The organism is Paenibacillus sp. FSL E2-8871, assembly GCF_038000345.1.
GTDB lineage: Bacteria > Bacillota > Bacilli > Paenibacillales > Paenibacillaceae > Paenibacillus_AQ.
Window position 1 is genome coordinate 5,083,342 of sequence record NZ_JBBOBV010000001.1, and the last position, 26,933, is coordinate 5,110,274.

General features: G+C 43.2%; 24 protein-coding genes and 1 riboswitch. Of the genes, 11 read left to right on the plus strand and 13 right to left on the minus strand.

The window, feature by feature from the left end; all coding sequences use genetic code 11:
• The first annotated feature begins 107 nt into the window (after nucleotides 1–107).
• Complete coding sequence (locus NYE25_RS23025) at nucleotides 108–1,292, plus strand: MFS transporter (RefSeq protein ID WP_341147773.1); 1,185 nt, start codon at nucleotides 108–110, stop codon at nucleotides 1,290–1,292.
• Between the two features lie 439 nt (nucleotides 1,293–1,731).
• Here the strand turns inward: NYE25_RS23025 and NYE25_RS23030 are convergent, their stop codons facing one another.
• Nucleotides 1,732–2,628 carry a LysR family transcriptional regulator gene (locus NYE25_RS23030; RefSeq protein ID WP_076285157.1) on the minus strand — a complete coding sequence of 299 codons (897 nt, stop codon included), beginning with the start codon at nucleotides 2,626–2,628 and terminating at the stop codon, nucleotides 1,732–1,734.
• A 349-nt stretch (nucleotides 2,629–2,977) separates the two neighbouring features.
• On the opposite strand from NYE25_RS23030, the gene NYE25_RS23035 reads away from it, so the two are divergent.
• Both NYE25_RS23035 and NYE25_RS23040 read left to right on the plus strand, forming a co-directional pair.
• Complete coding sequence (locus NYE25_RS23035) at nucleotides 2,978–3,649, plus strand: O-methyltransferase (RefSeq protein WP_341146918.1); 672 nt, start codon at nucleotides 2,978–2,980, stop codon at nucleotides 3,647–3,649.
• 69 nt (nucleotides 3,650–3,718) lie between these two features.
• Nucleotides 3,719–4,264 carry a GNAT family N-acetyltransferase gene (locus NYE25_RS23040; RefSeq protein ID WP_341146919.1) on the plus strand — a complete coding sequence of 182 codons (546 nt, stop codon included), beginning with the start codon at nucleotides 3,719–3,721 and terminating at the stop codon, nucleotides 4,262–4,264.
• A gap of 58 nt (nucleotides 4,265–4,322) precedes the next feature.
• Here NYE25_RS23040 and NYE25_RS23045 read toward each other — a convergent pair whose 3' ends face one another.
• From NYE25_RS23045 to NYE25_RS23065, 5 genes are all read right to left on the minus strand, one after another.
• Nucleotides 4,323–6,269: an ABC transporter permease gene (locus NYE25_RS23045; RefSeq protein WP_341146920.1), complete on the minus strand. Its 1,947-nt coding sequence runs from the start codon at nucleotides 6,267–6,269 to the stop codon at nucleotides 4,323–4,325.
• Nucleotides 6,259–7,020, minus strand: a complete 762-nt coding sequence (locus tag NYE25_RS23050; RefSeq protein WP_076285161.1) for an ABC transporter ATP-binding protein — start codon at nucleotides 7,018–7,020, stop codon at nucleotides 6,259–6,261. The genes NYE25_RS23045 and NYE25_RS23050 overlap by 11 nt, the downstream gene beginning before the upstream one ends.
• A gap of 114 nt (nucleotides 7,021–7,134) precedes the next feature.
• The gene (locus tag NYE25_RS23055) at nucleotides 7,135–8,139 is read right to left on the minus strand and encodes a sensor histidine kinase (RefSeq protein WP_076285162.1); all 1,005 of its coding nucleotides are present in this window, start codon (nucleotides 8,137–8,139) and stop codon (nucleotides 7,135–7,137) included.
• Complete coding sequence (locus NYE25_RS23060; RefSeq protein WP_042193184.1) at nucleotides 8,136–8,825, minus strand: response regulator transcription factor; 690 nt, start codon at nucleotides 8,823–8,825, stop codon at nucleotides 8,136–8,138. The genes NYE25_RS23055 and NYE25_RS23060 overlap by 4 nt, the downstream gene beginning before the upstream one ends.
• A gap of 26 nt (nucleotides 8,826–8,851) precedes the next feature.
• Nucleotides 8,852–9,742, minus strand: a complete 891-nt coding sequence (locus NYE25_RS23065) for a TetR/AcrR family transcriptional regulator (RefSeq protein WP_256716355.1) — start codon at nucleotides 9,740–9,742, stop codon at nucleotides 8,852–8,854.
• Between the two features lie 192 nt (nucleotides 9,743–9,934).
• Here NYE25_RS23065 and NYE25_RS23070 point away from each other — a divergent pair, with 192 nt between their 5' ends.
• Nucleotides 9,935–11,458: a DHA2 family efflux MFS transporter permease subunit gene (locus tag NYE25_RS23070; RefSeq protein WP_076285163.1), complete on the plus strand. Its 1,524-nt coding sequence runs from the start codon at nucleotides 9,935–9,937 to the stop codon at nucleotides 11,456–11,458.
• Between the two features lie 34 nt (nucleotides 11,459–11,492).
• Here the strand turns inward: NYE25_RS23070 and NYE25_RS23075 are convergent, their stop codons facing one another.
• Nucleotides 11,493–12,542: a YncE family protein gene (locus tag NYE25_RS23075; RefSeq protein ID WP_341058968.1), complete on the minus strand. Its 1,050-nt coding sequence runs from the start codon at nucleotides 12,540–12,542 to the stop codon at nucleotides 11,493–11,495.
• A gap of 183 nt (nucleotides 12,543–12,725) precedes the next feature.
• Between NYE25_RS23075 and NYE25_RS23080 the strand changes: the two genes are divergently transcribed.
• From NYE25_RS23080 to NYE25_RS23110, 7 genes are all read left to right on the plus strand, one after another.
• Nucleotides 12,726–13,610 carry a nucleotidyltransferase domain-containing protein gene (locus tag NYE25_RS23080; protein WP_341146921.1) on the plus strand — a complete coding sequence of 295 codons (885 nt, stop codon included), beginning with the start codon at nucleotides 12,726–12,728 and terminating at the stop codon, nucleotides 13,608–13,610.
• Nucleotides 13,611–13,688: 78 nt separating this feature from the next.
• The gene (locus tag NYE25_RS23085) at nucleotides 13,689–14,438 is read left to right on the plus strand and encodes a WecB/TagA/CpsF family glycosyltransferase (RefSeq protein WP_341146922.1); all 750 of its coding nucleotides are present in this window, start codon (nucleotides 13,689–13,691) and stop codon (nucleotides 14,436–14,438) included.
• Nucleotides 14,439–14,675: 237 nt separating this feature from the next.
• Complete coding sequence (locus NYE25_RS23090) at nucleotides 14,676–15,353, plus strand: helix-turn-helix transcriptional regulator (protein WP_042184354.1); 678 nt, start codon at nucleotides 14,676–14,678, stop codon at nucleotides 15,351–15,353.
• Nucleotides 15,354–15,389: 36 nt separating this feature from the next.
• Nucleotides 15,390–16,565, plus strand: a complete 1,176-nt coding sequence (locus NYE25_RS23095) for a MalY/PatB family protein (RefSeq protein WP_341146923.1) — start codon at nucleotides 15,390–15,392, stop codon at nucleotides 16,563–16,565.
• A gap of 79 nt (nucleotides 16,566–16,644) precedes the next feature.
• A complete protein-coding gene (nhaC, locus tag NYE25_RS23100; RefSeq protein ID WP_341146924.1) occupies nucleotides 16,645–18,132 on the plus strand; it encodes a Na+/H+ antiporter NhaC in 1,488 nt (495 codons plus the stop codon).
• 14 nt (nucleotides 18,133–18,146) lie between these two features.
• The gene (locus tag NYE25_RS23105; protein WP_445667144.1) at nucleotides 18,147–18,536 is read left to right on the plus strand and encodes a RidA family protein; all 390 of its coding nucleotides are present in this window, start codon (nucleotides 18,147–18,149) and stop codon (nucleotides 18,534–18,536) included.
• A 293-nt stretch (nucleotides 18,537–18,829) separates the two neighbouring features.
• Nucleotides 18,830–20,380: a flavocytochrome c gene (locus tag NYE25_RS23110; RefSeq protein ID WP_076285167.1), complete on the plus strand. Its 1,551-nt coding sequence runs from the start codon at nucleotides 18,830–18,832 to the stop codon at nucleotides 20,378–20,380.
• Nucleotides 20,381–20,494: 114 nt separating this feature from the next.
• On the opposite strand, the gene NYE25_RS23115 is transcribed toward NYE25_RS23110, so the two are convergent.
• From NYE25_RS23115 to NYE25_RS23140, 6 genes are all read right to left on the minus strand, one after another.
• The gene (locus NYE25_RS23115; protein WP_081393129.1) at nucleotides 20,495–21,337 is read right to left on the minus strand and encodes an ABC transporter ATP-binding protein; all 843 of its coding nucleotides are present in this window, start codon (nucleotides 21,335–21,337) and stop codon (nucleotides 20,495–20,497) included.
• Nucleotides 21,338–21,353: 16 nt separating this feature from the next.
• Nucleotides 21,354–22,115: an ABC transporter permease gene (locus NYE25_RS23120; protein ID WP_445667145.1), complete on the minus strand. Its 762-nt coding sequence runs from the start codon at nucleotides 22,113–22,115 to the stop codon at nucleotides 21,354–21,356.
• Nucleotides 22,112–22,405 (minus strand): thiamine-binding protein, encoded by a 294-nt coding sequence (locus NYE25_RS23125; protein WP_036682688.1) that lies wholly within the window; start codon nucleotides 22,403–22,405, stop codon nucleotides 22,112–22,114. Before NYE25_RS23125 ends, NYE25_RS23120 begins: the two co-directional genes overlap by 4 nt.
• A gap of 298 nt (nucleotides 22,406–22,703) precedes the next feature.
• Nucleotides 22,704–23,753, minus strand: coding sequence for an ABC transporter substrate-binding protein (locus NYE25_RS23130; protein ID WP_042123640.1), 1,050 nt, complete (start codon nucleotides 23,751–23,753; stop codon nucleotides 22,704–22,706).
• Nucleotides 23,754–23,913: 160 nt separating this feature from the next.
• Nucleotides 23,914–24,024, minus strand: a riboswitch (TPP riboswitch).
• A 149-nt stretch (nucleotides 24,025–24,173) separates the two neighbouring features.
• Entirely contained in the window at nucleotides 24,174–25,625 is a 1,452-nt protein-coding gene (locus NYE25_RS23135) for a hypothetical protein (RefSeq protein ID WP_341146925.1), read from the minus strand.
• Nucleotides 25,626–25,706: 81 nt separating this feature from the next.
• Nucleotides 25,707–26,921 carry an MFS transporter gene (locus tag NYE25_RS23140; protein ID WP_341146926.1) on the minus strand — a complete coding sequence of 405 codons (1,215 nt, stop codon included), beginning with the start codon at nucleotides 26,919–26,921 and terminating at the stop codon, nucleotides 25,707–25,709.
• Nucleotides 26,922–26,933: the final 12 nt, after the last annotated feature.

Sequence of the window (26,933 nt, forward strand, 5' to 3'; positions counted from 1 at the left end):
TAATTAATGAACGGTACGTTCAGTATTTATAATCGAAGGGTGGAGATCTTATGAATCAAGGAAGACGAATGAATCCTGTAAGTTCAGGAAGTTCAGTGAATTCAGCGATGGAGCATGCGGAAGGAAAGACGATCCATGGATGGATTACATTTCTATTAGCGGCCTCCTGCGGACTAATTGTGGCCAATCTGTATTACGCCCAAACCCTGATCGGACAGATCGCCCAAGCTACGCAGCTTTCTTCTGGGGCAGCGGGTCTGATTGTAACTTTGACCCAGGTAGGATACGTTCTTGGACTTTTGTTCGTAGTACCGCTTAGCGATATTATTGAGAATCGCCGCCTGACAGTGGTGTCGCTGGCTGTGGTGGTGGTATCACTGGTAGCAGCCACACTAGCTCCGAATGCAGCGATCTTTTTGGGAGCATCCCTGTTCATTGGTCTCGGTTCCGTAGCTGCCCAGATTCTTGTGCCGTATGCGTCTTTTCTGGCTGCTGAAGAGCAGCGCGGCCGGGTGGTCGGTAATGTAATGAGTGGGCTGCTGCTCGGTATTATGTTCGCCCGGCCACTGGCCAGCTTTGTCTCTGGATTGTGGGGTTGGCATGCGATTTATGCCATATCCGCCGTAGTGATTGCCTTATTAACACTTCTATTGTCCCGTGTGCTGCCGCAGCGTCAACCTGTGCCTACAATGAATTATGGCGGATTGATCCGTTCTCTAGGTACTTTACTGAAGAGTACGCCAGTGTTACGCCGCCGGGCGATTTATCAGGCTAGCCTGTTTGGAGCTTTCAGCCTGTTCTGGACGACGGTCTCTTTGCATCTGGCCGATACGTATCATTTAAGTCAGCAAGGCATTGCCTTGTTTGCGCTAGCCGGAGTGGCTGGGGCTATCGCTTCTCCCATCGCTGGGAGATTGGCTGACCGGGGCTGGACCCGCCCTTTGACCGGACTTGCGTTTGTGCTGGCAGCTGTGGCTTTTCTTCTTGCTTACTTGTTTCAGAACGATTCAAGAGTGACGCTCGGATTGCTGGTTGCAGCAGCTATTATGCTGGATATGGGGGTATCGGGTAATCTGGTGCTTGGACAAAGGGCAATTTATTCCCTTGGCAACGAGGCGAGAGGACGTTTAAACGGATTATTTATGGCGATATTTTTTGTAGGCGGAGCCGTTGGCTCTTCACTAGGCGGCTGGGCATATGCGTACGGGGGCTGGAGTCTGACCAGCTTGATCGGTCTGGCGCTGCCGATCTTGGCTTTTCTGTACTATTTAACGGAGAAGAAGCAAGCGTAAGGCGTTCCAATAAAGCCTGTACTTACAAGGACTGCTCTCCGGGCTGGATATAGTCAGCCTAAAGAGCAGTCTTTTTTACGTAAATATAGGATGGCTCGAGGACATAATCAGCACAGTGTTGCTCAAAATGTGATGATTGACTAATTAGTAACTATACCGGTTGATAAACCTGCAAAAGTACATCTTTTTATAATACGTGGAGAGCTGAAGCACTTATTCCTGCGAATCTGCAGTTATTTTTGCGCTAGAAGAAGCTTTCAAGCCATTTGTGAGGATATTTCCTGCACATTTGCAGTTTTTGGTCTGCATGATGAGGATGCCTGTACAAAAAGCTGCACTATTGCAGGTTTTCACTATTCCAGCGAGAGGTATGCAGCGAAAAGTATGCTCCAGGATGCTTCCCTGCCTCGATTCCGATAAGCCTCCCTAAACATTAATGCTACATCGTATAAGGATTTTGGCGAATCATTTGAATAAGGTTTGCCGCTGAGGCGGATAAGGGTTCATTTTTTCGCGTACAGATCGCAATGCTGTTCTTCAGATGTATGCCTTCAACATAAACTCGGCATAACTCTCCACGTTCAACATATTCGCGAACAACGAGTGAAGAGACGAAGTTGGCGCCATACCCGGCGATAACGGCTTGAATCGCTTCATGAAGTCCGTTAAATTGCAAAGAGATCGTGGGAGCTGGCGTATTATATGTACGGCATAACGATAATAATCTCTCTCTCGTCGAACTCCCTTCCTCACGCATGACAAAGGGCTCCTTCATCATTTCGGATAAAGAAATTTGCAGATTCGCATAGGGGTGATGGGGTGCGACCACAAACCATAACTCATCCTGAAATAACTCTTCTGTCCGGATCGTATCTGGATAGGCTTCGGTAATCCCTCCGTAAATCGCCATATCCACGTCTACATTTAACAGCTGCTTCAGGGCATCGCTTGAATTGGTGGTAGTAATCACCATTTCCACTTGCTCATATTGTTGCTTGAACTTTGCGATCCAGGTAGGAATAAGGAAATGAGCAGGTAAATACGTCGCGGCTAGGCGGATACTTCCATTCGTGCCGTTAACATAATCCTGAGTGAATTGTTCGATCTGCTGTTCGACAGCGAACAGTCTTTTCGCGAGTAGGGCAAGCTCTTCACCCGCATCCGTTAAAGCAATTCCTCTACCTTGAGGCTTGAATAGGGCGAAGGATAGTTCCTTTTCGAATTTCTTGATCTGAGCCGTAATCGCAGGCTGACTGATATTTAAAGTTTCGGAGGCGCGTGTCACACTTCCTGTCGATGCGATTACATGGAATAAGCGCAAGGCGTGTAGATTCATGGTTAAGCTCCTATCTGTTATCGTTTAATTCATATATTTAATATATAGTTTAGATTTAAAGATATATTATATTTATGATTATAACTGATTTACAATACAGGTATGAAGTTGAAGTTGAAGTTGAAGTTGAACTTGAATCTTTAGTTAGGGAAAAGGAGTACCGAAGAGGAGGTTTGGAACTGTAGGAGCGTCAGCGACCGCCTTTGTCTACGGATTTCAACCAAGAATAGTGGTTTTAATCGAAGAAATCTGGAGACAACAGCGGCCGGAAGTCCAAACACTCCTCGTAGTTACGACCGATCCCTAATTGTGGAAATGAAAATTTTATTTCAAAGGAGAAGTGATAAATATGAATCAACCGACTACATGGGATAAAGTCGATCAGTACATTACAGAGCGCTTAATTCCGCAGGACTCCGTGCTGGAGGAAGTGTTGTCCGCGAATCAACAGGCAGGGCTGCCGCCCTTTGATGTCTCACCTAGTCAGGGAAAATTCCTTAACCTATTGGTTCAAATGAAAGGTGCACGCCGGATTCTGGAGATTGGCACTTTGGGTGGGTACAGTACAATTTGGATGGCAAGGGCGCTCCCGTCTGACGGACATATCGTTACCTTGGAGTTAGATCCATCGCATGCTCAGGTGGCTGGGGCCAATTTCGCGCTTGCTCAAGTAGATGATCTGATAGAACTTCGTATAGGCGATGCTTTGGGGCAATTGTCTCAGATGAAACAAGAGGGTGTGGAACCCTTTGACTTTATATTCATTGATGCCGATAAACCCAACAACCCTAACTATTTACAGTGGGCGCTTCAATTTTCCCGGCCCGGTACAGTGATTATAGGCGATAATGTGATTCGTGAAGGCGAGATCATTAACAAGAATAGCGAAGATCCTCGTGTAGTAGGCGTACGGGAATTTTATGATCTGTTGGCTGAAGAGCCTAAGATTTCGGCTACTGCCATTCAGACAGTGGGAAGTAAAGGGTATGATGGTTTCGTATTGGGGATTGTGAATAGCTGATATATGTATTGCAATATCCAACAATTGTAATATAATCTATTGAAAATCCAATAGTGAGAGGTACTTTCTATGCAACCTACATTTGAAACACAAAGGTTAATACTAAGACCGTTTCAATCCACAGATGCAAGTAAAGTTCAAGAGCTTGCTGGGGATATAGAAGTAGCTAGAACAACGCTGTCTATTCCTCATCCATACCCTGATGGAGCGGCTGAATCTTGGATTGGTGCCTGTAGGAAAAGCGCAGACGAAGGGGAAGGATTTCCTTTTGCTTTAATTAGTAAAGAGAGTAATACCTTAATAGGCTGTACGAGTCTAAATATAGACAAATCGCATAAAAGAGGTGAGCTTGCTTATTGGGTAGGAAGACCTTTTTGGGGAGATGGCTATGCGACTGAAGCAGCTAAGCGATTAATTGATTTTGGATTTGAAGACCTCGCATTAAATAAAATATGGGCAGCGGCAATGACTAGAAATCCTGCCTCCTCTAACGTTATGAAAAAAGCTGGAATGAGATTTGAAGGAGAATTTAAACGGCATATTTTAAAATGGGATAAATTCGAGGATATAGTCTTCTACGGGTTAACTAGAATTGAATATGAAGATAGGAGATAGAGGTATGATAACAACAAGGGGTTCCTAAGCCATGCCGGCTTGTGGAACCCCTCTTTTTTTAAAGAGAATCTTTAATCACCTTTTTGTAATAGAAGACGGACAGCACTGCAAAGACAGAATACAAAGCGGTGTATAGCAGCATCACCAGAATCATTGGTGTCATAAGCTCTGTACCGAAGAAGAACCATCCTGATTTTACGGCGAAGTAACTGTGAAGCAATCCAATGACTAATGGAATCCCAAAATTAAATAATTGTTTCGCCTGAATCCCTCTAAGCAGATCCCCTTGCGTGAAACCAAGCTTTCTGAGGATCGTGTAGTTGGGCTTTTCATTCTCACTTTCATCCATTTGTTTAAAGTAAAGAATGCATCCAGAGGTAATCAGGAACGTTAACCCCAGAAAGGCCACGATAAACATGATAAGTCCCATAGTTTGCTTTTGATTGTTCATCGTCTCCAGTTGAGAGTCGGTTATGTGGCCTTTTGCAAATTTCATGTTCTGAAAAAGCTCATTAGCCTGCTCAACGCTTGCCCGTTCTTTCATATCGATGCCGATATTAAGAGAGGACTTTCTTTGAAGGGCTGGATCTAGATCCTTCTTTAAGCGTTCAAAGGTCGTGTCGTCTACAATAGCAAGGGGTAAGCCACCACCTGTGAAATTGTATAAAACGGGGGCTTCCATATCAATTCTTTTATAAAACTGCGGAATGACTTCATGTTGTCCCTTGAATTCAATGCCACCCTGGTCCTTCATAGAAATCAGATTCTCCATTGCACTACTTGTCTTCGTAAAATAGGCCTCATCAGGGGATAGATCAATGCCCTCCAGCGAATTTTCACTGATGACGGGAAGAGTCATATTATTCGACATCATACCGAGCGCCTTGGAATTTTCTGCCAGAAGATTCTCTATATTTACATCCACTTGAATGACTTCGGTTATTTTTTCCGTAAACAGCAAATTTTCAGTCGTTAATGCCTCTTTAAATTGTTTAGCATCCTGGATATCCGTAAGAATAAAATCTGACGGAACATAGAGCTTCGCACTTTTCTCAGCAGAGTAGAACGAAATATAACTCAAGGATAATAAACCCAGCGCCAGAGCTGATACCGTTGTAATGATGGTTAACAGTACGGCATTTGATTTCATTCGGAACATAATGGAGGAGAGAGACAACACCTCTTTAATATTCAGATACCCGTTTTTCTTTTTACGAATGAGATGAAAGATAAAGCTTACCGAGCCTTTATAAAAAAGATAAGTCCCGATGATAACTGAAGCCAGAATAGTGATCATGGATATAGATAGCTCAGTCATTGATGTTAAGTCTCCGCTAAATAATCGGGATGAAATCGAATAGCCAAGCAGAATCAATCCAATCCCAACGATCCCTATAATCATTTCAAAGAAGGACAGCTTTTTCACGTTGCCTTCTGTGGTTGAGGTCACCCGGAATAAGGATAGAATGCTTTGTCTTTTAATAAATCCATAATTCATCAGCATGATCAAAAGATAGATTACAAAGAATACGATCAGCGTTTGAACCAGGGCTGGGGTAGAAAAACGAAGGGATGCTATCGCATCGATCCCCATTATTTTAAAAAGAATCATAAGAATTAATTTGGAAATAGAAAAGCCCACGGCTATTCCTAGAATTAAAGAACCAAAATATAGGATGAAATTCTCTGCCGAAAGGATTCGGAATATTTTACTTTTGGTCATCCCTATTAACTGGAACAGACCAATTTCTTTTCCCCGGCGTTTGATGAAGATAGTGTTTGCATATAACAGGAAAATGGATACAATCGCGACCAGTAAGACCGAGGCAGCCTTGATTGCTGCGCCACCTTTGATCGAGCCTTCTACTGCATCCATCGAGGGATCGTATTGCAACGTAACAAAGGCGAAATATAAGGCCACGCTAAAAACGAGAGCAAATACATACAGATAGTAATTTCTGATGTTTTTTCGCAGATTTCGAAGCATCAGTACATTAATGCTCATTCTGCACACCACCTAATACACCTTGTGTTTTTATGATGTCGTTGAAGAAGACTTGTCTTGATTGTTCTCCTTTATTTAATTGCGTATAGATCGTACCATCCTTTATAAAAATAACTCTACTGCAATAGCTAGCTGCCACTGGATCATGTGTAACCATAACGATCGTTGCTTTTCGTCTTTGATTTAGTTCACTCAGCTTGTTTAACAAATCAGAAGCAGATTTAGAGTCCAAGGCTCCTGTAGGTTCGTCAGCAAAAATAATGCTTGGATCATGAATGAAGGCTCTAGCTGCAGAGGTGCGTTGTTTTTGACCCCCAGAGATTTCATTCGGGTACTTATTTTTCAACTCTAAAATCCCCAGCTCCCTCGCGACGTTTTCGAATTTCTCATTGGCAATTTTCTTAGGGGTGTTGGTAATGGATAGAGGTAACAGGATGTTTTCCTTCACCGTCAGCGTATCTAAGAGATTGTATTCTTGAAAAATAAATCCTAAATGATTTTTCCGGAATTCAGCTAATTGCTTTTCTTTCATATTAGAAATTTCAGTACCCTCAATGGTAATCGATCCGTTGCTGATCTGATCAATTGACGAGAGAACGTTAAGCAGGGTGGTCTTTCCTGAACCGGAAGAGCCCATAATCCCAACAAATTCGCCTTCTTCTATAGAAATATCCAATCCACTCAACACGGATTGTTTGTTTAATTTATTTCCGTAGCTTTTATGAATTTTAGTGGCTTCAAGAATTGCCAAAATGATTCACTCCCTTTTTATACTCGTTCTTTTTGTATAGCTTTATTATAAAAGGCTTTGCCGTTCTTATCCTTCGATTGCCCGAACAAAATAAAAAAGCATGTGACATTGTTGTCACACGCTTGAGAGCTTCACGAATTCATTTTTAAGCGGAAAGGTTAAAGTGAATGTCGTCCCTGATCCGGGCCTCGATTCAACTCCGATGACGATCAACAAGGATTGCGCCGCTTTTTTGGCTAAATATAATCCCATACCTGTGGCGGCATTGTCGCGATGCACGGTGGTGGAAGTAAATCCTCTATCAAATATCCGAGGCAGATCCTTTGGATCTATCCCGCGCCCACCATCCTTCACCTCAAGAACGATATGCTCAGCTTGCTGATAGCTACTCACTGTAATATCTGAAGCCTCACTATATTTTACGGCGTTGGTTAGTAGTTGTCGGATAATAAAAGCCAGCCATTTGGCATCACTAAGCACTTCAGCTACTTCCAAGTTCAGCTCAAAGCCGATTCCCTTCTGAATACACCAGGATTGCAACGTCTTAATCTCCCCGAAAATAAGCGTTTCTAAATCGATATGTTCTATATATAGATCATTTTCGATAAAGGGAATTCGTCTTTGATGTAGCTGTTGATCCAGCAGAAGATGTATGCGCAGCCATTCATAGGTCAGATGTTTCCTCATTACATCATCTTCGATTCGCTCCATCATTAGATGCATCGCTGTCAGAGGGGTCTTCACTTCATGAATCCACGATAATAGTTCATCTTTTTCCTGTTCTAACGTCATTTGATTGTTCGAGGCAGCCTGTTTTAACCATTTAGCTTGATTGATAATACTCTCCTCAATAATATGCTCAAACGGGCTTTCGGGGGTGGCGATACTCGTTACATCCAGATCATCATCTCGCTCAACCAAGCTTTTATAGAACCTGGTTTCTCTGGGATAGCGAAGGATTAAGAACATCACAAAAAAAAGCATCGACAAGGAGACCAGATAGAGAACTGAAGAGAATGGGATTGATGAATCCATATAGGTGACAAAAAGTATAAAAAGATTGGTAAAGAGGACTAGTAGGATCCAGCTACTTCTTTCCAAGAGATACTTTTTAATCATAGTGCTTCCTCTTCGATGGCCATATACCCTTGTCCTACTTTCGTTTCAATGAAACTACCCAAGCCTATCTCATCCAGCTTTTTTCGCAGCCGGTTTACGTTGACGGTAAGGGTGTTGTCACTTATAAAACGTTTATCATCCCACAAGCTATTGATTAATTCCTCGCGCGTGACGATTTTATTTTTTTTCTCAATAAGCAATTTCAATATAAAAATCTCGTTTTTCGTAAGCTCAATCGATCCCATATCATGCGTCAATACATTTCTCTCATAATCCACGGTTGCTCCACACCATGTCTTGAGCTCAAGGTTATCCGTGTTGTAATTGTAGACGCGCCGAAGAATCGCTTGTACTTTGGCAATGAGTACATCGAAATGGAAGGGCTTTTGAATATAGTCATCGGCTCCAAGCTGCATCGACATTACCATATCTGTAGGATGATCCCGGGATGATAAGAAGATAATCGGAAGGTTAGAGTGGGAACGAATCATTCGGCACCAATGAAACCCATCAAATTTAGGTAATTGGATGTCGATGATGACTAAATCAGGTTTGATCTCTATAAATTCCTGTGTGACATTGCTGAAATCTTGAATGCCATATACATCATAAGACCACTGGGTAAGTCGCTCTTTGATCTCATTAAACAGCGTTGAATCGTCTTCGATTAATAATAGCTTGAACAAATGCTTCACCACACTTTTAGTTAGCTTCACAGCATTTTAGATAATACATCCTGATAATGCTTAAACTCTTTGGCTTCATTTAGATTAGGACATGTCCTTAAGGATAGTAGAGCACTTTCGATTAAGAACTGTCTCGGTTCCTTGTTGTTCATGATTTCTTCCTGGATAAAGTATAACAGCTTTAGATAATTAGTGAGGTTCGCATCACCAGTTGTAAATGATCTCTCTATTACTTTTTTTAAGCTGATGGTCGCAAAGGATAAATCATTATTGAAAAAATCACTGTATTCCGCTGCGGGTAATAATTTGCCCACATGCTCTGGTGAGATGAGTTGAATGCCCATTTGACTTACTTCTTCAACAATGGTTTGGATAAGCGTAGTGCAATAATCAATGATCTGCTTAGAGGTGATGACTTCATTCATAGCACTGTTGATTTGTAGCATATTTTGTAGAATTCCTGTAAAAATGATGGCTCCGTCCAGTAAATAGGGTTTCTTATCCTCAGGGAAAATATGAAGGAAACGTTCATGTACCCAGGTAAGGAGGTTGAACTTTGTTTTTTTGATAAATGTTATTAAGTCTGGGTCATTGGAGACCAAAGCATCTTCTACGAGCTGTAACAATTTATTTTTCTTATTGATTTTCATGACCAGCTGAATCTGCTCGGCAAATATCTTAATGTCAGAAGGATCTTGACCTATGAGCAGGGAATTTCGCCCTTCTTCAAGTCGATCGTGAATAGACGTAAATACAGCCTTAAAGAGATCCCCTTTTGAAGGGAAATAGTTATAAAAAGATCCTTTGGAGATCCGGCTATGATTCAAAATATCCTGAATGGATGTGGCGTGGTAGCCTTTTTCAATAAATAATTCATGCGCTTTATGAACCACTTGCTCTTTTCGTTTATTTATCATCTGAGTTGCCCCTTTAAGCTGAACTCTTTGTTCCAATATAGACTAGCGTATATTTCCACTTAATACAATTTCAATTTTAAATGATTTTTGTCTTGCCAAGCGAGAAATAAGGGAGTAATATATTCTACACCGGATTATAACACGAGTTCAAAATTGAACCGTTAGTATGATTATAGAATGGAGGATTCCAAAATGAAAGCAAAAGAAAGTAAAGCATCTTACGGGATATTGGCAATCCTCATGATTGGTGCATTTGTTGCTTTACTGAGTAATACCCTACTCAATATAGCTTTACCATCGATTATGAAGGATTTTAATGTTAGTGCCTCAACGGTACAGTGGCTATCAACGGGCTATATGCTGGTGAACGGGATCATGATTCCTTCAACAGCTTTTTTGATTCAAAAGTATACCGCGAGACGGTTGTTCTTAATCGCGATTGGATTATTTGCGATAGGAACCTTTATCGGCGGATTAGCACCAAGCTTCCCTGTGTTGCTGATCGCCAGAATGGTTCAGGCTTCAGGGGCTGCGATCATGATGCCATTATTAATGAATGTATTGTTCACTACCTTTCCACCTGAGAAACGTGGTTCAGCTATGGGGATGTTCGGGTTGGTTATGATTTTTGCACCAGCTATCGGACCTACATTATCTGGATGGATTATTCAGCACTATGAATGGCCTGTACTATTCTTTATGATTGCCCCAATCGCCGTATTGGTGTTCATTCTGGCCTTCTTCAAATTGCATGATCCTAAAAAAGATGTGGCTATTAAGATTGACTTCTTATCTGTAGTTCTATCAGCGATTGGTTTCGGGGGTCTCCTATATGGCTTCAGTTCTGCTGGGAATAAAGGATGGGATGATCCAATGGTCTACTCCGCGCTTATTATCGGAGCGATTGGATTAGTGATCTTCATTATGCGCCAAATGAAGATGAAGGAGCCTATGCTTAACTTCAGAGTGTACAAATATCCGATGTTCGCTTTATCCTCAGCGATTTCGATTACACTGAATATGGCAATGTTCTCAGCGATGATGCTAATGCCGATTTACCTGCAAAATATTAGAGGGATTTCACCACTGGATTCGGGACTTCTAATGTTGCCTGGTGCGTTAATTATGGGTGTTATGTCTCCAATCACAGGTAAATTGTTCGATAAATTCGGCGGTAAGGTATTAGCGCTAATTGGTCTAGCGATTGTAGTGATTAGTACGTATTTCTTTAGTGATCTGACTGAAACGACTAAATATTCGACACTCATGATTCTATATTCGGTGAGAATGTTCGGGATCTCTATGGTGATGATGCCAGTTATGACCAATGGTTTGAATTCTATCCCAGCCAAATATACGCCGCATGGTACAGCTATGAACAGTACGATTCAGCAAGTATCAGGGGCGATAGGTGGGGCACTGCTCGTAACCATTATGTCTAACAGTACCACTTCACATGTGAAAGATATGGTCGCTGATGCTGTAAGTAAATTAACGGCTAAACCTTCGGCAGACCAATTGCTTGGTATACAAAATCAAGTCATTGCGAAAGCTACTATTGAAGGAATTAACGATGCATTCTTGGTATCTGTAGGCGTAGCGATTATTGCATTTATTCTAGCCTTCTTTATTAAAAGAGGTGTACAGCCTAAGGAAACGGCAGAAGAGAAAGTGACTGCAAAGAAAGTAGCTGCTAAGCAAGTTACAACGCATTAGTTCTACGAGATTTGTTATATAGAAAGGCGCCCACCTAATGGTGGGCGCCTTTTTTAAATATAAGTTCTGATACATCCTGAATGACTGTGATGGAATCATTTCCTCCAACATAAACTCTATTGGTGACTGGGTTTAGCACAGTACTGCCTGACACTAAAGGGAATCTTACGAGCCTTTTAAACGTGGTGGCGTTATAAACGGACATGTGGTTCTTATCGAAATTACCAACAAACAAATGATTTGTATTCGGATTAATGGTTATGTTGGAGGAGGTAGGCAGAACCTTTGTAGTGATGATTTTGTTGTTACTTCCATTGATGACGAATAGCTTTCCTTTACCTTCAACTTGTGCACTTGAGACATAGATACGGTTTGTCAGCGGATTGATAACGACCTCACTTTGCAGACGCCCCAGCTGTACATTTTGCAGCAATTTATTGTTGCGGCCGTTGATTACCGAGAGAAACCGACTTAAGTTATTAGCGACATAAATGCGGCCTGTGATTACATTAAGTGCGGGTGGTATCACAGGGTTATTACCGACTTTTATGGTGGCAATGATAGCCTGTGTATTTCCATTAATGACGGAGACGGAATTTTTTATTGTATTGGTCACATATATACGATTTGTAAGCTCATTAATAACGATTCTGGAAGGGCGACCGCCGACTTCAATCTTCGTTTTGATCTGGTTTGTTTTCCCATCGATGACGAATATAATTCCTGCTATGCTAGTTACATAAATCAAATTTTTTCGAACATTTACTCCGATATTATCAGGCATGCGGCCCACTTTCACAGTCTTTATCGCCTGGTTTGTCCGCCCGTTAATAACAGAAACCGTATCGTCACGAAAATTTGTTACATAGATTCGGTTAGTTTGGGGGTTAATCCCAAGCTGTGTTGGCAGTCTTCCAACATTGATGCGTGCGATAATTCGATTCGTTATGCCATCGAGTACCCCGATAGTTCCAGCCTCAGTGTCTGGGTTAACAAAGTATACCCTATTTGTGCTGACATTTACTTCGATATCTCCGATCGGTCCGGCAGAGCGGACTGTAGCAATCACTTTTGGCTGCGCCATGCTTATACCCCTTTTCAAGTAAATAGATACTTCATTATATTTAGGCTTAGGCAAAAGGGTACTACATATATCGTTGCAAGATGTATCTTCGGAGTGTAGAATAATATTCCCGAATCTACATTTGAGATTAAATGTAAGCGCTATATTAATAGTGGGGTTGAGATCGATTGGAGGCTAATGGATATGATGATGAAATCAGTATTGTCGGATATTTTACTAACACCTGATAAGTTGCTACTTCATCGCGAATTACTAGAGGAGATTGGAAAGTTCATTACGCAAGAGATCCTGAATCATCCGTTATTGCAAGAAGATCGTCAGAGGGTAAGCATTATCCTAGATGGATCGACCGCACTCGGGGTGGTAGATGGGCAGTCGGATGTAGATATAATCATTATTTGTGAGGATGAGTCTTACAACAGTATTAATCATCGGTTCGAGGAAGCAGGGCTGATTCCGGAGCACAGTAGTTTTTTTATGGATTTAAGGCTTCCGAGTGGGAAGACAGGGCATTATACACTCCATAAAATATCTGATATCAAAGAAGCTTTAATGAGCGGGGATATGGAATGGCTGTGGAATGCATCAGTGTCCTATATTTACTACGATCTGCTGGATCTGAAGTCACTTTTCCATTCCTATGTTCCACTCCAACCTGAAGTACTAATGAAAATTCGTAAGAATTCATACATACAGCTAAGAAGCTATGCCAGAAGTCTAGATAATCCTGTAGTTCGTGGCGACGCCTTTCCAATCTTGTTCTTAGCGGTTTCCCTTTATAAAGAGGCTTTACGCTGTGCAATCACTATTGAAGGTTATCCGTATCCCTATGACAAATGGCTTGTTCCCGTAGCGCAGCAAACGGTCGTAGGTCGAAAGATTTTGGAGTGTGCAGGCGATTTTTGGAGTTATCTTAGAGAGGATGAATCCTTTGCTCCCATGTACCAGGAGGACAATAATTTTGTCAAAATGGAAAAACAATTTCGAAAGATACTTTTGGAGGAATTCCGCCTGCGGGGGATCGATGAACCTTGGTTAATAGAGTGGTGGAAGTTTTTGGATGAATAAACGGAGTAATGACGCTGACTATCCTTCTTGATTACGGTAAGGTATACTGGAATGAACTTTTCAGTAAGAGGTGATTAAATGGCTGGGACAGTCTCTATATTAGGCGTTCCTTTTTCAAAACTAACACTAAACGAGACAACACTTCATCTAACAAAACATATTCAATCCGGAGATCCGAAGCTATTTCATTTGATTACGGCGAACCCGGAAATTACGATAACAAGCCAATCGGATGAGCTGCTTCGAACCATACTCCATGAGGCAGATTTGATTACTCCTGATGGGATTGGCATTGTGCTGGCATCGAGAAGAAAAGGTGACCCTATAGCTGAACGAGTTACGGGGTATGAACTACTTCTTGAGCTGCTCGCACAAGGGAATAAGCTGGGCTGGAGCTTTTATTTCTTAGGCACGGATGAGCATACCAGCTGTAAAGCGGTCGAAAAGATTACAGAGCTATATCCGAATGTGAAAATTGCCGGAAGACATAATGGTTTTCTTGCTAAAGAAGAGGAACCGGCCATTGTGGCAGAGATTCAGCACGCACAGCCAGATTTCCTGATTGTCGCGATGGGGGCTCCATACTCTGACAAGTGGGTTTATAAGCATAAACAGGCGCTTTCTCAGGTTAAGGTTGTGTTTGGCGTGGGGGGAAGCTTGGATGTTATAGCGGGAAAAGTGACTCCAGCCCCTGCGATATGGAAGAAGCTCAATTTGGAGTGGCTGCATCGACTCTTATTCGCACCTGTGGCCAAAGGACAAAAGTCGCGCTGGCGCAGGCAAGCAGTTCTTCCTAAATTCGTGTATCGAGCTATGATTAGGAAATAAGGTACAGCAGTAAATATCGTCTTTCACTATTTCTGCAATTTGTAGAAATAGTGAAAGACTTTTTTTGTTATCGCTTTACAGGAAATATGCCCTAAGTATTTAAGAGAGAATATTGGCTGGAACAATTCCAATATATTACTGATTGCTTTTTTAAGAATGTTGTAATAAAATCTTATCAAGATAATAAATTATTATCAAAATAGAAAAGACGTAAAACGAAAGGAGTGAGATGCTCACATGTTAGAAGATCGCAGCTGCCTGGAGTCCTATTTTCCAATCGCTTCTTTTATTGCTTCAATTATAGGTTCAAAATGTGAGGTTGTTATTCATGATATAAGCAATCCAGAGCGTTCAATTATTTTTATTGAGAACGGATACATTAGTGGGCGTAAAGTAGGCGATAGTTCAACAGATCTCGTGCTTAAGCTGTTGAAAGATGAGTCCTACCGTGAGCAACCGTTTATTGCTAACTATAAAGCGCGTGGTTCGCAAGGTCAGGTATTTCGCTCCGCTACTTATTATATTAAAAACAGCAGCAGCGAATTGGTCGGTATGATGTGTATTAACATTGATGTCACGCATATGGAGGTTGCAGCTGAGTGGATACAAAACATTTTGCAAGGAGGATCAACACTTCCACCAGTACCGTTAATACCACAACAAGAGGTTGTAGAGAAGCAGACGGAAGAGTATTTACAAGGAAACGTAGATGACCTACTCCAGCACATGATTGATTCGGTGCTCGGTAAAATTAATGTCCCGGCAGAGCGATTGTCCTCGAAAGAGAAGATTGAACTTGTGAAAGTACTTAACGAGCAGGGCGTGTTTCTACTTAAAGGCGGAGTTTCTCAAGTCGCTAAGACCTTGATGATATCTGAGCCAACAGTTTATCGTTATTTGCAAAAAATTAAGTGAGAATAAACAGAACTCTCAAGAGAGGAAGTGGGCTAGATGACATTAGACTTTGATAAGGTTGTTAGCCGATATGGGACCAATTGCGCTAAATGGGATGGTATGGCGCAAGTTTTGGGCAGAGAAATGATAGCGCTTTCCGTCGCGGATATGGATCTTCAAGCCCCTCCACAGGTGATAGAGCGATTAACGGAGATGGCGAAGCATGGCATATATGGATATACCGATCCTTTTCCACCTTATTATGAGGCAGTTCAGGGATGGATTAAAAAAGCTTACGATTGGGAGGTTCCGCAAGAATGGATCGTGTTTTGCCCTCGTATTGTGCAAGCGGTTTCTCTGATCATTCAGAACTTCACTCAACCAGGTGATCAAGTGTTAATCCATACTCCAGCCTATCAGCCGGTTGCTAAATCGGTAGAACTAAATAACCGCGTATTAGTGGAAAGTCCACTTCGTGAAGTAAACGGGCGTTATGAGATCGATTTTGCTGATATGGAGTTGCGGATGCAAGCAGGGGTTAAAATTGTACTGCTCATCTCACCGCATAATCCGGTTGGACGAGTATGGACACGAGCTGAACTAGAACGAATCGTTAGCTTGTGTACAAAGTATGATGCTTATATTGTATCGGATGATATTCATGCCGATTTTATCCATGAAGGCCATGAGCATACGATAATCGGGAAGATATCGACTGAGGCAGAGCAGCGATCCTTTATCTGTACCTCCCCAGGGAAGACCTTCAATCTTGCAAGCCTTGAAATTGCTAACATCGTGATTCCGAATGATCAGCTGCGTGAGAAATTCAGACATTGCTTACAGCAAGCAGGCTGTCATAACCCGACCTTTTTTGCAGTACCTGCATTAGAAGTGGCTTATACGGAATGCGATGAATGGCTGGAAGAATTACGAGGGTATATCACGGCCAATATCGATTGGGTGAAAGCTTATATAGCTGAATATATGCCTGAGCTTCGCGTGATCGAGTCAGAAGGAACCTATCTATTATGGGTTGATTGTAGGGCAATTAGCACCAACGAAGCAGAGCTAAAGCAGTGGATTGAGTCCGATGCGAAGGTTAGTGTGAGCTTTGGAACAGGTTTTGGGGCATCAGGAGAAGGCTTTATTCGCTTAAATATTGCAACGCCACTGCCCATGTTACAAGAAGCTTTTCATCGGCTGTACCGAGCCTATCCATTAAAAAATTCATAATAAAAAAACTTTTTATCAATGACCTTGAAAGACCTCGTTAGTAGCCTTTCTCAGATCCGTATCAAGGGGGATAATAATCATGTCCAAATCAGAAACACCAAGAGTCAAGAAACAGCCGACGATGTTCTTAGCGCTATTGCCGATTATTACGATGATTGTGCTACTTAGTTTAGGGTATGTGTTGTTTGAATTACCACCAGAACCACTTATTATTACCTCAGCGGTTGTTGCTGGTATTATCGCGATTATTCTTGGTTATAGCTATAACGACATACTAGAATCTATCGCTGGTAAGATCGCGAAAACGATGCCCGCCATTCTTATTCTGATCATGGTTGGTTTTATGATTGGGGCATGGATGGTTGGTGGAACGATTCCGATGATGATTTATTATGGATTGAAAATTATTAGTCCACAATTTCTGCTTATTACCGCATTTATTGCGACAGCTGCCGTTTCGCTTTGTACGGGCACATCTTGGGGGTCAGCGGGAACGATCGGGGTTGCTTTTATGGGTGTTGGCGCGGGTATGGATTCAAACCTAGCAGCAGTGGCTGGTGCTGTAGTTGCAGGTGCTTATTTTGGTGATAAATTGTCACCGCTTTCAGACACAACCAATATTGCGGCGTTAGCAACAGGTGTCAATCTATATGAGCATATTGGACATTTATTGTATACCACAATTCCTTCCTTTATTGTCGCAAGCGTTGTTTTTATTATTACAGGCCTAAACACAGATGCCGCAGGTGCTATTGTTCCGGAGAAGGTTGGAATAATCATGGGATCGTTGAATACAATTTATGACTTTAATCTGCTGCTTATAGTACCCGTATTAATCATCTTGTATGGTTCAATTACGAAGAAACCGACAATACCGGTCATGCTGATCTCTTCTATGTTCGCTATGGCTAACGCACTTGTATTCCAGGGATTTACTTTGAATGATGTCGTATCTTCTGTTGTTAATGGATTTAATATTTCTATGGTTCAAGTAGCTGGGTTTGATTCTGCCAACGTTATTGAAGATGTACCCCGTCTTCTAAATCGTGGCGGAATGAACTCCATGATGGGTACACTTCTCATTTGCTTCTGTGCAATCACGTTCGCTGGAACCATATCTCTGACGAAGTCCTTGGAATTGATTGTTAATAAGCTTTTGAAGTTCGTCCATTCCACAGGTTCAATGATCGTAGCAACAATTGTTACAGGTCTTACGATGATCGGAGTTACAAGTAATGGTCAGGTATCCATCTTAATGCCAGGTGAAATGCTGCGTGAAGCATATATCCGTCGGGGCTTGCACCCGAAGAACTTGGGACGTACCATCGAGGATTCAGCGGCGATTACCGAGCCTATTCTGCCTTGGACAGCTGCAGGTGCTTATATGGCAGGTACACTGGGTGTTGCAACGCTAGATTATTTACCTTGGGCTGTTCTCTGTTGGACAGGAATAATCTTTGCGACGATATGGGGCTTCACGGGATTCGGTATCGCGAAGTTAACGCCAGAGCAACAGGCAGAAATGCTAAAGGAATATGACGGTAACACTAATGAACAAGCGGGATAAAGGAGTCTTTTAAAATGACAAATATGCATAAAGAAACTGTAATAACAACGGATGCACCAGGTGCAATTGGACCTTACTCTCAAGCTGTAAAGCTTGGGAACGTCCTATATACTTCAGGACAACTCGGACTAGACCCGGTTAATGGGACTTTTCCTGCTACGGTTGAGGAACAGACGGAACGGTCGCTGCTGAATGTCAAAGCCATACTGGAAGCGGCGGGTACAAGCATGGATCAGGTAATAAAGACGACCGTTTTCCTAAAGGATATGAATGATTTTCTTAAGGTGAATGAGATTTATGGAAGGTTTTTTGCTCAGCCATACCCTGCTCGCAGCGCTGTTGAAGTAGCACGTCTGCCTAAGGATGGGCTCGTAGAAATTGAAGTTATAGCTTATATACCATAAGTGATCCAGTAGCGCTCAAATTACGGGTTGCTTTAGAATTTCAGATAGTTAAGCCTGCACACCCTGTATGGAAAAAGGATTAGAAAATAAGGCAGATGGCCGCCCTGGAAAGGGTGGCTTTTTTTGAGTAGTAAGCTGAGGAAATATTGAAATTAAGAATTTTTATGATAATTTAAATGAAAATATTCATGGAAATGTAACAGTAACCATAACTAATTACATAAAAAACTTCCCAAAACAGCATCTTTGCGTTATCATAAATGTGAAAACATTCACAAAGGGGCGTTATAAAGATGAAGAAGACAACAAGTACTGCTCTCATTCTCATTCTCTCTGTCATGCTCGTAATCGCAGGCTGCGGTAACAGTAATAGCAACAGCGCAGGTAATAGTAATGGCAACGAGAACAAAAGTAAGGTAAATGAGACGGCCAAAAATGATAAAGCTGAAGCCGTATCAGGTGCATCAGAAGCTAGTTACACACCACTGGATCAATTAAAAGATAATTATGATATCGTTATTGTTGGTGCTGGTGGTGCAGGAATGTCTGCTGCACTGGAAGCTAAGGCCAAAGGCTTGAACCCTGTTATTTTAGAAAAAATGCCGGTTGCAGGTGGGAATACAAGTAAATCCTCCTCAGGAATGAACGCTTCCCAAACGAAATTTCAAAAAGAGCAAAGCATTGAAGATAGCAATGATAAGTTTTATGAAGAGACACTAAAGGGCGGCCATGACACGAACGATAAAGAGATGCTTCGTTTCTTCGTTGACAATTCCGCAAGTGCAATCGATTGGTTGGATTCGATCGGAATCAAGCTGAACAATATTACGATCACAGGCGGCATGAGCGAAAAACGCACCCACCGTCCAGAAGACGGCTCTGCGGTAGGCCAATACCTTGTCAAAGGATTGGTTAGAAACGTACAAGAAAAAGAAATTCCACTGTTTGTGAACGCGGATGTTAAAGAAATTACTCAAAAAGACGGTAAGGCTAACGGCGTCAAAGTACTCTTTAACCAAGCTGATGAAAAAACCATTACAGCGAAGGCAGTTGTTGTAACAACAGGTGGTTTTGGATCCAACATGGATATGATATCAAAAGTTAGACCTGATCTGGAAGGATACGTAACGACTAACCAAATCGGCAGTACCGGCGACGGCATCAAGATGATTGAGGCACTTGGCGGAACCACCGTTGATATGGATCAAATCCAGGTTCACCCAACAGTTCAACAAGAAAAATCTTATCTGATCGGGGAAGCTGTACGCGGCGAAGGTTCTATCCTCGTGAATAGCGAAGGCACACGGTTCGTAAACGAATTGACTACACGTGATAAAGTTACCGAAGCGATCAATGCACTTCCTGAAAAAGCGGCAACGCTTGTCTTTGATTCCGGCGTCAAATCACGCGTGAAAGCAATTGAACAATATGACAAAATGGGCTTCGTGATCCAAGCGGATACCATCGAAGCATTGGCGAAAGAAATCGGTGTTCCAGCCGATAAGCTAAAAGCGACACTTGATACTTGGAACAGCGCGGTAAAGAACAAGAACGATGCTGAATTCGGCAGAACAACAGGGATGGACAACGATTTATCCGCGGGTCCTTACTACGCTATTAAGATCGCCCCAGGGATTCATTACACCATGGGCGGTGTGAAGATCAATACGAACACAGAAGTATTAAATAAAGACGGCGCTGCTATTCCTGGCCTGTATGCGGCTGGTGAAGTTACAGGTGGATTGCACGGTCAAAACCGGATTGGTGGTAACTCTGTAGCTGAAATCATTATTTTCGGCCGTCAAGCAGGGATTAAATCTGCTGAGTTTGTACAAGCACAATAAGATTTAACTGCTATTCTGGTTAAAACAAAAGAACCGCTTGGGCTAATTGAAGCCCGGGCGGTTCTTTGTTTAATCTCTCGTTTAAAGTGAGTGGAGTGACCTCTATTCAAAAAGCTACTTCTCGCTTTTAGCTTGTTCTTCTCGCATCCACTGTGACAGCTGGCGTTTGAGTTTAAGGAATTCCGGGGAATCCGTAATCTCATCGCGGCGTGGCCGTGGAAATGGCACATCAACAGTATGTAGGATGGAGCCGGGGCGACCCGAGAATACATAAATACGATTCGAGAGCAGCAACGCTTCTTCGATGTTATGGGTAATGAATAGCACGGAGCGGCGATTCTCCTCCCACAGCTCCAGCAGCCAGCGCTGCATTTCACTGCGAGTTAGTGCATCCAATGCGCTGAAAGGTTCATCGAGCAGCATCAACTCCTGCGGAGCCAGCAATGCTCTGAGAAAAGCAGCACGCTGCTGCATCCCACCAGACAGCATATGCGGATAAGCCTGTTCGAATCCATTCAAACCAACCTTGGCGAGCCACTGGCGCGCTTCTTCACGAGCTCCATCCTGCAGAGCGCCTTTAATTTCCCCGGCTAGAAGTACATTATCTTCAATCGTTCGCCAAGGAAAAAGCGCAGGCTGCTGCGGCATATAACTGATTTCACCACGTTGACCCGTAACGGCTCTGCCGTTCATGCGGATCGTTCCTGCATCGGGCTTCACTAGTCCGCCGATCATATGGAATAAGGTGCTTTTTCCGCAGCCGGAAGGACCGACGATCGAAACGAACTCTTGCTGCTCTACCTTAAGAGAGACGTTGTTAAGCACGTTCGTCTCGCGGCGACGATGGGTGAAGGACTTGGAGATGCCGCTTACTTCAAGAGCAGGTGGTGCAGTATGAGCTTCAGGAGAGCTTATGTTTTCAGTTGTTCTTTGCTCTATTTGCGTCACTTGAGACATACAGGCATCTTCCTTTCTATGAGTTACGGCGCGGTTTCCAGCGAACTAACCATTTTTCGAGCAAGGCGATAATCGCAAAAAGCACAAGACTAAGGAGCACAATAATAACAATAGCGACAAACATCCGATCCGTACGGTAAGCCGATTTTTGCAGGAGCATATAATAGCCAATCCCTTTATCCGCGCCAATCCACTCAGCGACCACGGCTCCCATAACCGCATAAGTAGCAGATATTTTCACACCGGAAAATAGTGCCGGGATAGAAGACGGAAGCTCCAGCTTGGTGAAGATTTGCCACTTGCTTGCGCCAGCCATTTTCATATAATTCATCATGACCTGATCACTTTGAGACAAGCCGCCCATTGCAGCGACAGCTACCGGGAAGAAGCATACCAGTGTAATCAGCACGATTTTGGGCAAAAGACCGAAGCCAAACCAGATGATAAGCAGTGGTCCGAGTGCGATAGAGGGAACATTTTGACTCAGAATAATGAGTGGATAAAAAGCCCGTCTAGCCCAAGGTAAAAGATGCAAAAGTAGAGCGACGATCAAGCCTACACCTGTACCAATAGGAAAACCGATTAATGTGAGTCGGAGCGTAGCCATCGTATGAGCCCAGAGACCTGAGGCATTACTGGTGGATTCGCGAGCAATATCAGCAGGACTCGGCAGAATCCAGGATTCGATATGGAATAGAGAAACAGATAACTGCCATACGGTTAAAAAGAAGACGACCGCCATAAGGGGCGGCCATATTAGCTTCCAGGTCGATCTCACGGCCGATATTTCTCCGTCAATTTATCCATGCTGATTCCGTTAGGATTATGAGCGATTTTGATTTGGGAGATCACGCTTGGACTACCTGCTTCGATCAGCGCCTCCTGCATTTGACGTACAACCTCCAGGAGCTCGCTCAGTTCACCTTCCATAGTAGTTTCCAGTGGATTCACCTGATGTTTAACGCCGGATTTTTGAATAACTTCAATCGCTTTATCTACGTATGGGATGGAGTCCTCATTGTTTGGAGTCTTAGGAATTACTTGAATGCTTAATAATGTATTAGCCACAATAATCAATCCTCTCAAATTGTATAGGTAAGTTCAAAAAGCCAACTTTGATAACGATGTAATTCAGGAAGCAGATTCGGCGTCGAATCTTGAACGAACTTGGGAAGTCCGGTACTCACGTAGCACATCACTACGCTCCGTTCCTCCTTCCTCAAGTAACGTTCAACCTTCTTGGTTCTGAAAGTCGACTTTTTGAACTCTCATTGAAATAGGTAAGTTCAAAAAGCCAACTTTGATAACGAAGTAATTCAGGAAGCAGATTGAGCGTCGAATCTTGAACGAACTTGGGAAGTCCGGTCTACTCCGCCGGTAAAAAATCATTCGTGAATGCACTAGCTGCATCCAGCGGTTTGTCCAGCAGCTTCAAATCATACATCCAGTCGCCGTAATTCTGCCAGACCTCGGTTTTTTGCTCTCCCCAGCGTGGGGCGTCGTCCTTATATTTCGGGCTAAGCCATTTTTGGCTAGCTAGGACAAGCTCTGCATCAAGGTCAGGCACAGCCTTGGATAATGTAGCGGCAGCCTCTTCTGGATGATCAATCGCATATTGATAACCCTTCGATGTGGCTTTCAGGAAAGCCTTCACCAAATCTGGATTCTCAGAAATCTGCTTCTCACTCGTGGTCAGCACAGGGGTGTAATAATCGAGCTGAGGCGCATAATCCTTCAAGTAGAGCATATCCAGAGGCTCACCACGCAGTTCGGCTTCAATACCTGTCCAAGCGTAGAAGATCCAAGCGAAATCAATGTCACGTTTGACTGCGGTAAAATAGTCAGCTTCACCAATACTGATTAGCTTCACCTTTTTCACATCGCCACCAACTGGGTCCATGATCGCCTTCATGGCTGCTTCTTCAGCAGGAGAGCCCCAACCGCCGTAGGTTTTACCCTCAAAATCTTTTGGTGATTTAATATTGCGGTCTACTGGAGCGGCGAAACCCGAAGTATTATGCTGAATAATGGCTGCAATCGAGACAAGGGGAACGCCTTGTAGACGGGCTAGAGTCAATCCTTCCTGAGCGCTGATCCCAAAAGCGGCTTCGCCAGAGGTAACCATAGTATCAGAACCCGCTGCGCCAGGTTGAACGATTTCTACATCCAGACCTTCTTCCGCGTAATAACCAAGATCCTTGGCTACGTATAGACCGGTGTGGTTCGTATTCGGTGTCCAATCCAGTGCAACCTTAACTTTGGTAAGCTCTTTCGGAGCATTTGATCCGGTCGCAGCATTCGAATCCGCAGCATTTCCTTTGTTTCCGGCTGTATTCCCATTGTTGCTGCCGCATCCGGCAATCGCAAGAATGAGCATACAGGTGAGGCTAAGCATAAGTGCTTTTTTGAGTTGCATGTCTTCTTCTCTCCTTTAAGGTTGCCAGATCCCGTCATCCAACATGAACCATAAAGTGTAGTATGTACATTTCTTCTACATCTTTTGTGATCTACACAAAAAAAGCGCCCCGAGTGATCGGGACGCTGGCTTGGCGCAAGGTTAGTAAAGGTCACAGGGACCAAAACCAATTGGCGATTCCTACGCTGGCATTATCCAGATCAGGTATAAGGGTCAGTATCTTGTGGGATACAATCTCAGCCGGCCAATTCCAGCACCCCTGGTTCTATGAAGTTAACGGGTATTTCTCGCTTAAACGCTAATCGTCTTTATAAGGACGCTGAAGGCGTTTATGCTTGCATACGGTGTATTATAGACGGCTGTTCTCGGAATGTCTAGTAGCACGCTCCTAAATTTTTCGAATCTCTCCGTCCGTTTTCATTAATCCAGATCTTTATGTTTCTTGCGATGACGCCGCTTAAGCTCAGTAACCAGAGCACCTAGCGTAAGGACAACACTGATCATTATCCCGCTCATAATCACGAAAAGAGCAAGAAACTCAAAGGGGGAATAGCTAACCATCTTACTCCATTGAATCTTTCCATCCAGATCGTCAATGACTTGATTCATGCCATAAATCCCACTTACCACCGTAAATACAGTGAGGATCATCAGCAGATTATCCCGGCGCTTCGATTGGAACTTATCTTGATACTGAAACAGGTCAGTCAAGGTTTCTTTTACTTCCTCGAACAGAGCATCGTTCCCGTATACTTTACGCAGCTGAAGAAAAATCTCCCGTCCTTGCGACTGTGAAATCAGCTCCAAGAAATAGAACTTTGCCGAGAATTTATTAATCGAGTAGATTAAATTATCGATCTCATCATAATCGTGGTTTATGCGTAGTCGGGAATGCATATTTGCCAGCTTTAGCAGAACGATTTTGTGGAAAATATTGAGTAGAAATCCGTAATAATATTGCCCGTACATCTGGTTGGCGAGGCTAACGGCGATCTTTGGTTCAGCTCGGGTTAGACAGCAAAAGGTCTGCTCATTCATCATATAATACGAGTCTGGGCCCCATCGATTATAGGAATGCTCATGACAGTAGTTCGCAATATACGCTGGATCGCTGGCACTGGCATAGGGCTTCCCGTTCAGATCAATTCCATCAAGCTGAGAGGCGCGATAGCGCAGATTTATACTAATCTCATCAGAATCTCCTTCATTCTGAAAGCCATAAAAGGCTTGCACCTGCATTCTTTCATCTACGAAAAAGGGAAGGGTCTCGAAATAAGCCCCATTGATATCCGAGTGATCCAGAAAAGGCTCCAGTCCATCCACCAGATTTCGGAAGACAAAATCCTCTACCATCTCATAGGTCTGTTCCCCGCAATGGATATAGGTGTAGTCATCCTGTACGAAGGTATTCTCAAGCGTCCGGAAGCGGTCCGCGAATTCCAGTGCAATACTAAAGGGAATCGAATCCCCCTCAAGCTGGACACGTATCGTCACAAATCCAAGCTGAAAAGGACATATGAATATATCCGTCGAAAGAATTTTAAAAAATATAGACTGCTGAGGAATCTCTAGAATACAGTCCAGATTATTGACTCTGGAAAAGCGGCAGAAAGAGTCTACGTCCTTCTTGCGTGGAAAAAGAATGTGTGCAGCAAACGGTAAATAGGTGCGCTCCATCCGTTCATGGGAAACACAGTGGCCTTCTCCGTAATAGGCATTTTCTAACTCTTTATTATCCAGAAAAAAACGTGTGAAGCCATCATCCTGCAATTGTTGGATAAGCTTCTTAGAATCGCCCTTTTTTATTGAAAAGGGAAAAATAAACTGCATAAGCGCAGTATGTAATAAAGGCTCAGTTGAAAGCTTATCCATTCATCGTCCATCCTTGTGCTCAGAATATGCTTATAGATGACATTTACCCTAAAAGGATTAGTTTGATACCATTCTAACATTCTAAATACTGGAACTCTTTCTTTGCACTGCTTGCCTGGATTGGAACCTCCATGCGGCAATGCTCAGCAAGAACAAGAAGGCGGAAAAACCGGCAAGTAATCCAGCAGTTTGTGCCACTTTTAGATGGTCCATAGACCAGCCCATGAATAGGGGCAGCAGAGCTCCACCGACACCTCCAGCAGCGATCATTATGCTGGGTGTTGATTCTTCCGCTCCTGGCAGCATTTTGCTGGAGAAGACTAGAGCTATGGAGAAAATACCGGACATAAATAGCCCAAGTAGCATAATTACGATGAATGCAGCTAATCGATTATCTGTGAACGGAAAAAGAGCCAGCAGTAACAAGGTCAGTAAACAGCTACTTAAAATATATAAACGGTAAGAAATTTTCTCTGCAATCACTCCAGCAAACAATCTTCCCGTAGACATAGCTAGCCAAAAGAAAGTGACTGTCAGCGCCGCCGCAGATTCTGTCATCCCTAGCTTGGCGATAAAGATGGCGGGCATAAAGTTGACCAGACTCATCTCCGTACCTACATAGAGAAAGAAGAAAAGGATGAAGATGCCCAGCAGAATCCATTGTTTCCCTTTATACGGAAGCTGTGTGCTGGACTGCGAGGAATGTGCGGATGCTGAGACTTTGCGAGGTGCTCGCTCGTCCAGTATAAGCTGCAGATTCCCAAAATGGCCTCTTCCCCAGAGAATGAGGGAAAGTAATGAGAAGCCAGCGACAATTAGGAATGCCAATCTCCATGCTCCGTTAGCAATGAGCGGACTGGCGATAAGAGGCATTACAAGTGCTCCTATCCCAAATAGGACTTCAAGTCGGCTCATCGCAATCGCGGTTCCTTCTGTCACAGCTCCGATAATGATGGTGCCGATGACGGCTTCGATCATACCGAAACCAAAGCCAGCCGCAACAGCAATGACATACATCCACTCCCAAGGGGGTAGAAAAGCATACGCAATCTCAGCAGTCAGGAGAAGAGCGGTGGCGATAATGATGCCTCCTCGTTTCCCAAAACGGCGATTGAGTAGGGGAGAGACAAGCACACCAGCCAGAAAACCAGCAAATTGACTAAAGATTAATTGCCCGCCGGCACTATAATTTTGGTCATAATGCTGTAGCAGAACGGGAAGAATAGATCCCAGCACTACATGAGCAAGGCCAATGACAAAGTAGGAAAGACAGCCGATCCAGATCAGTTTTTTCACGAAGTAAGCCCC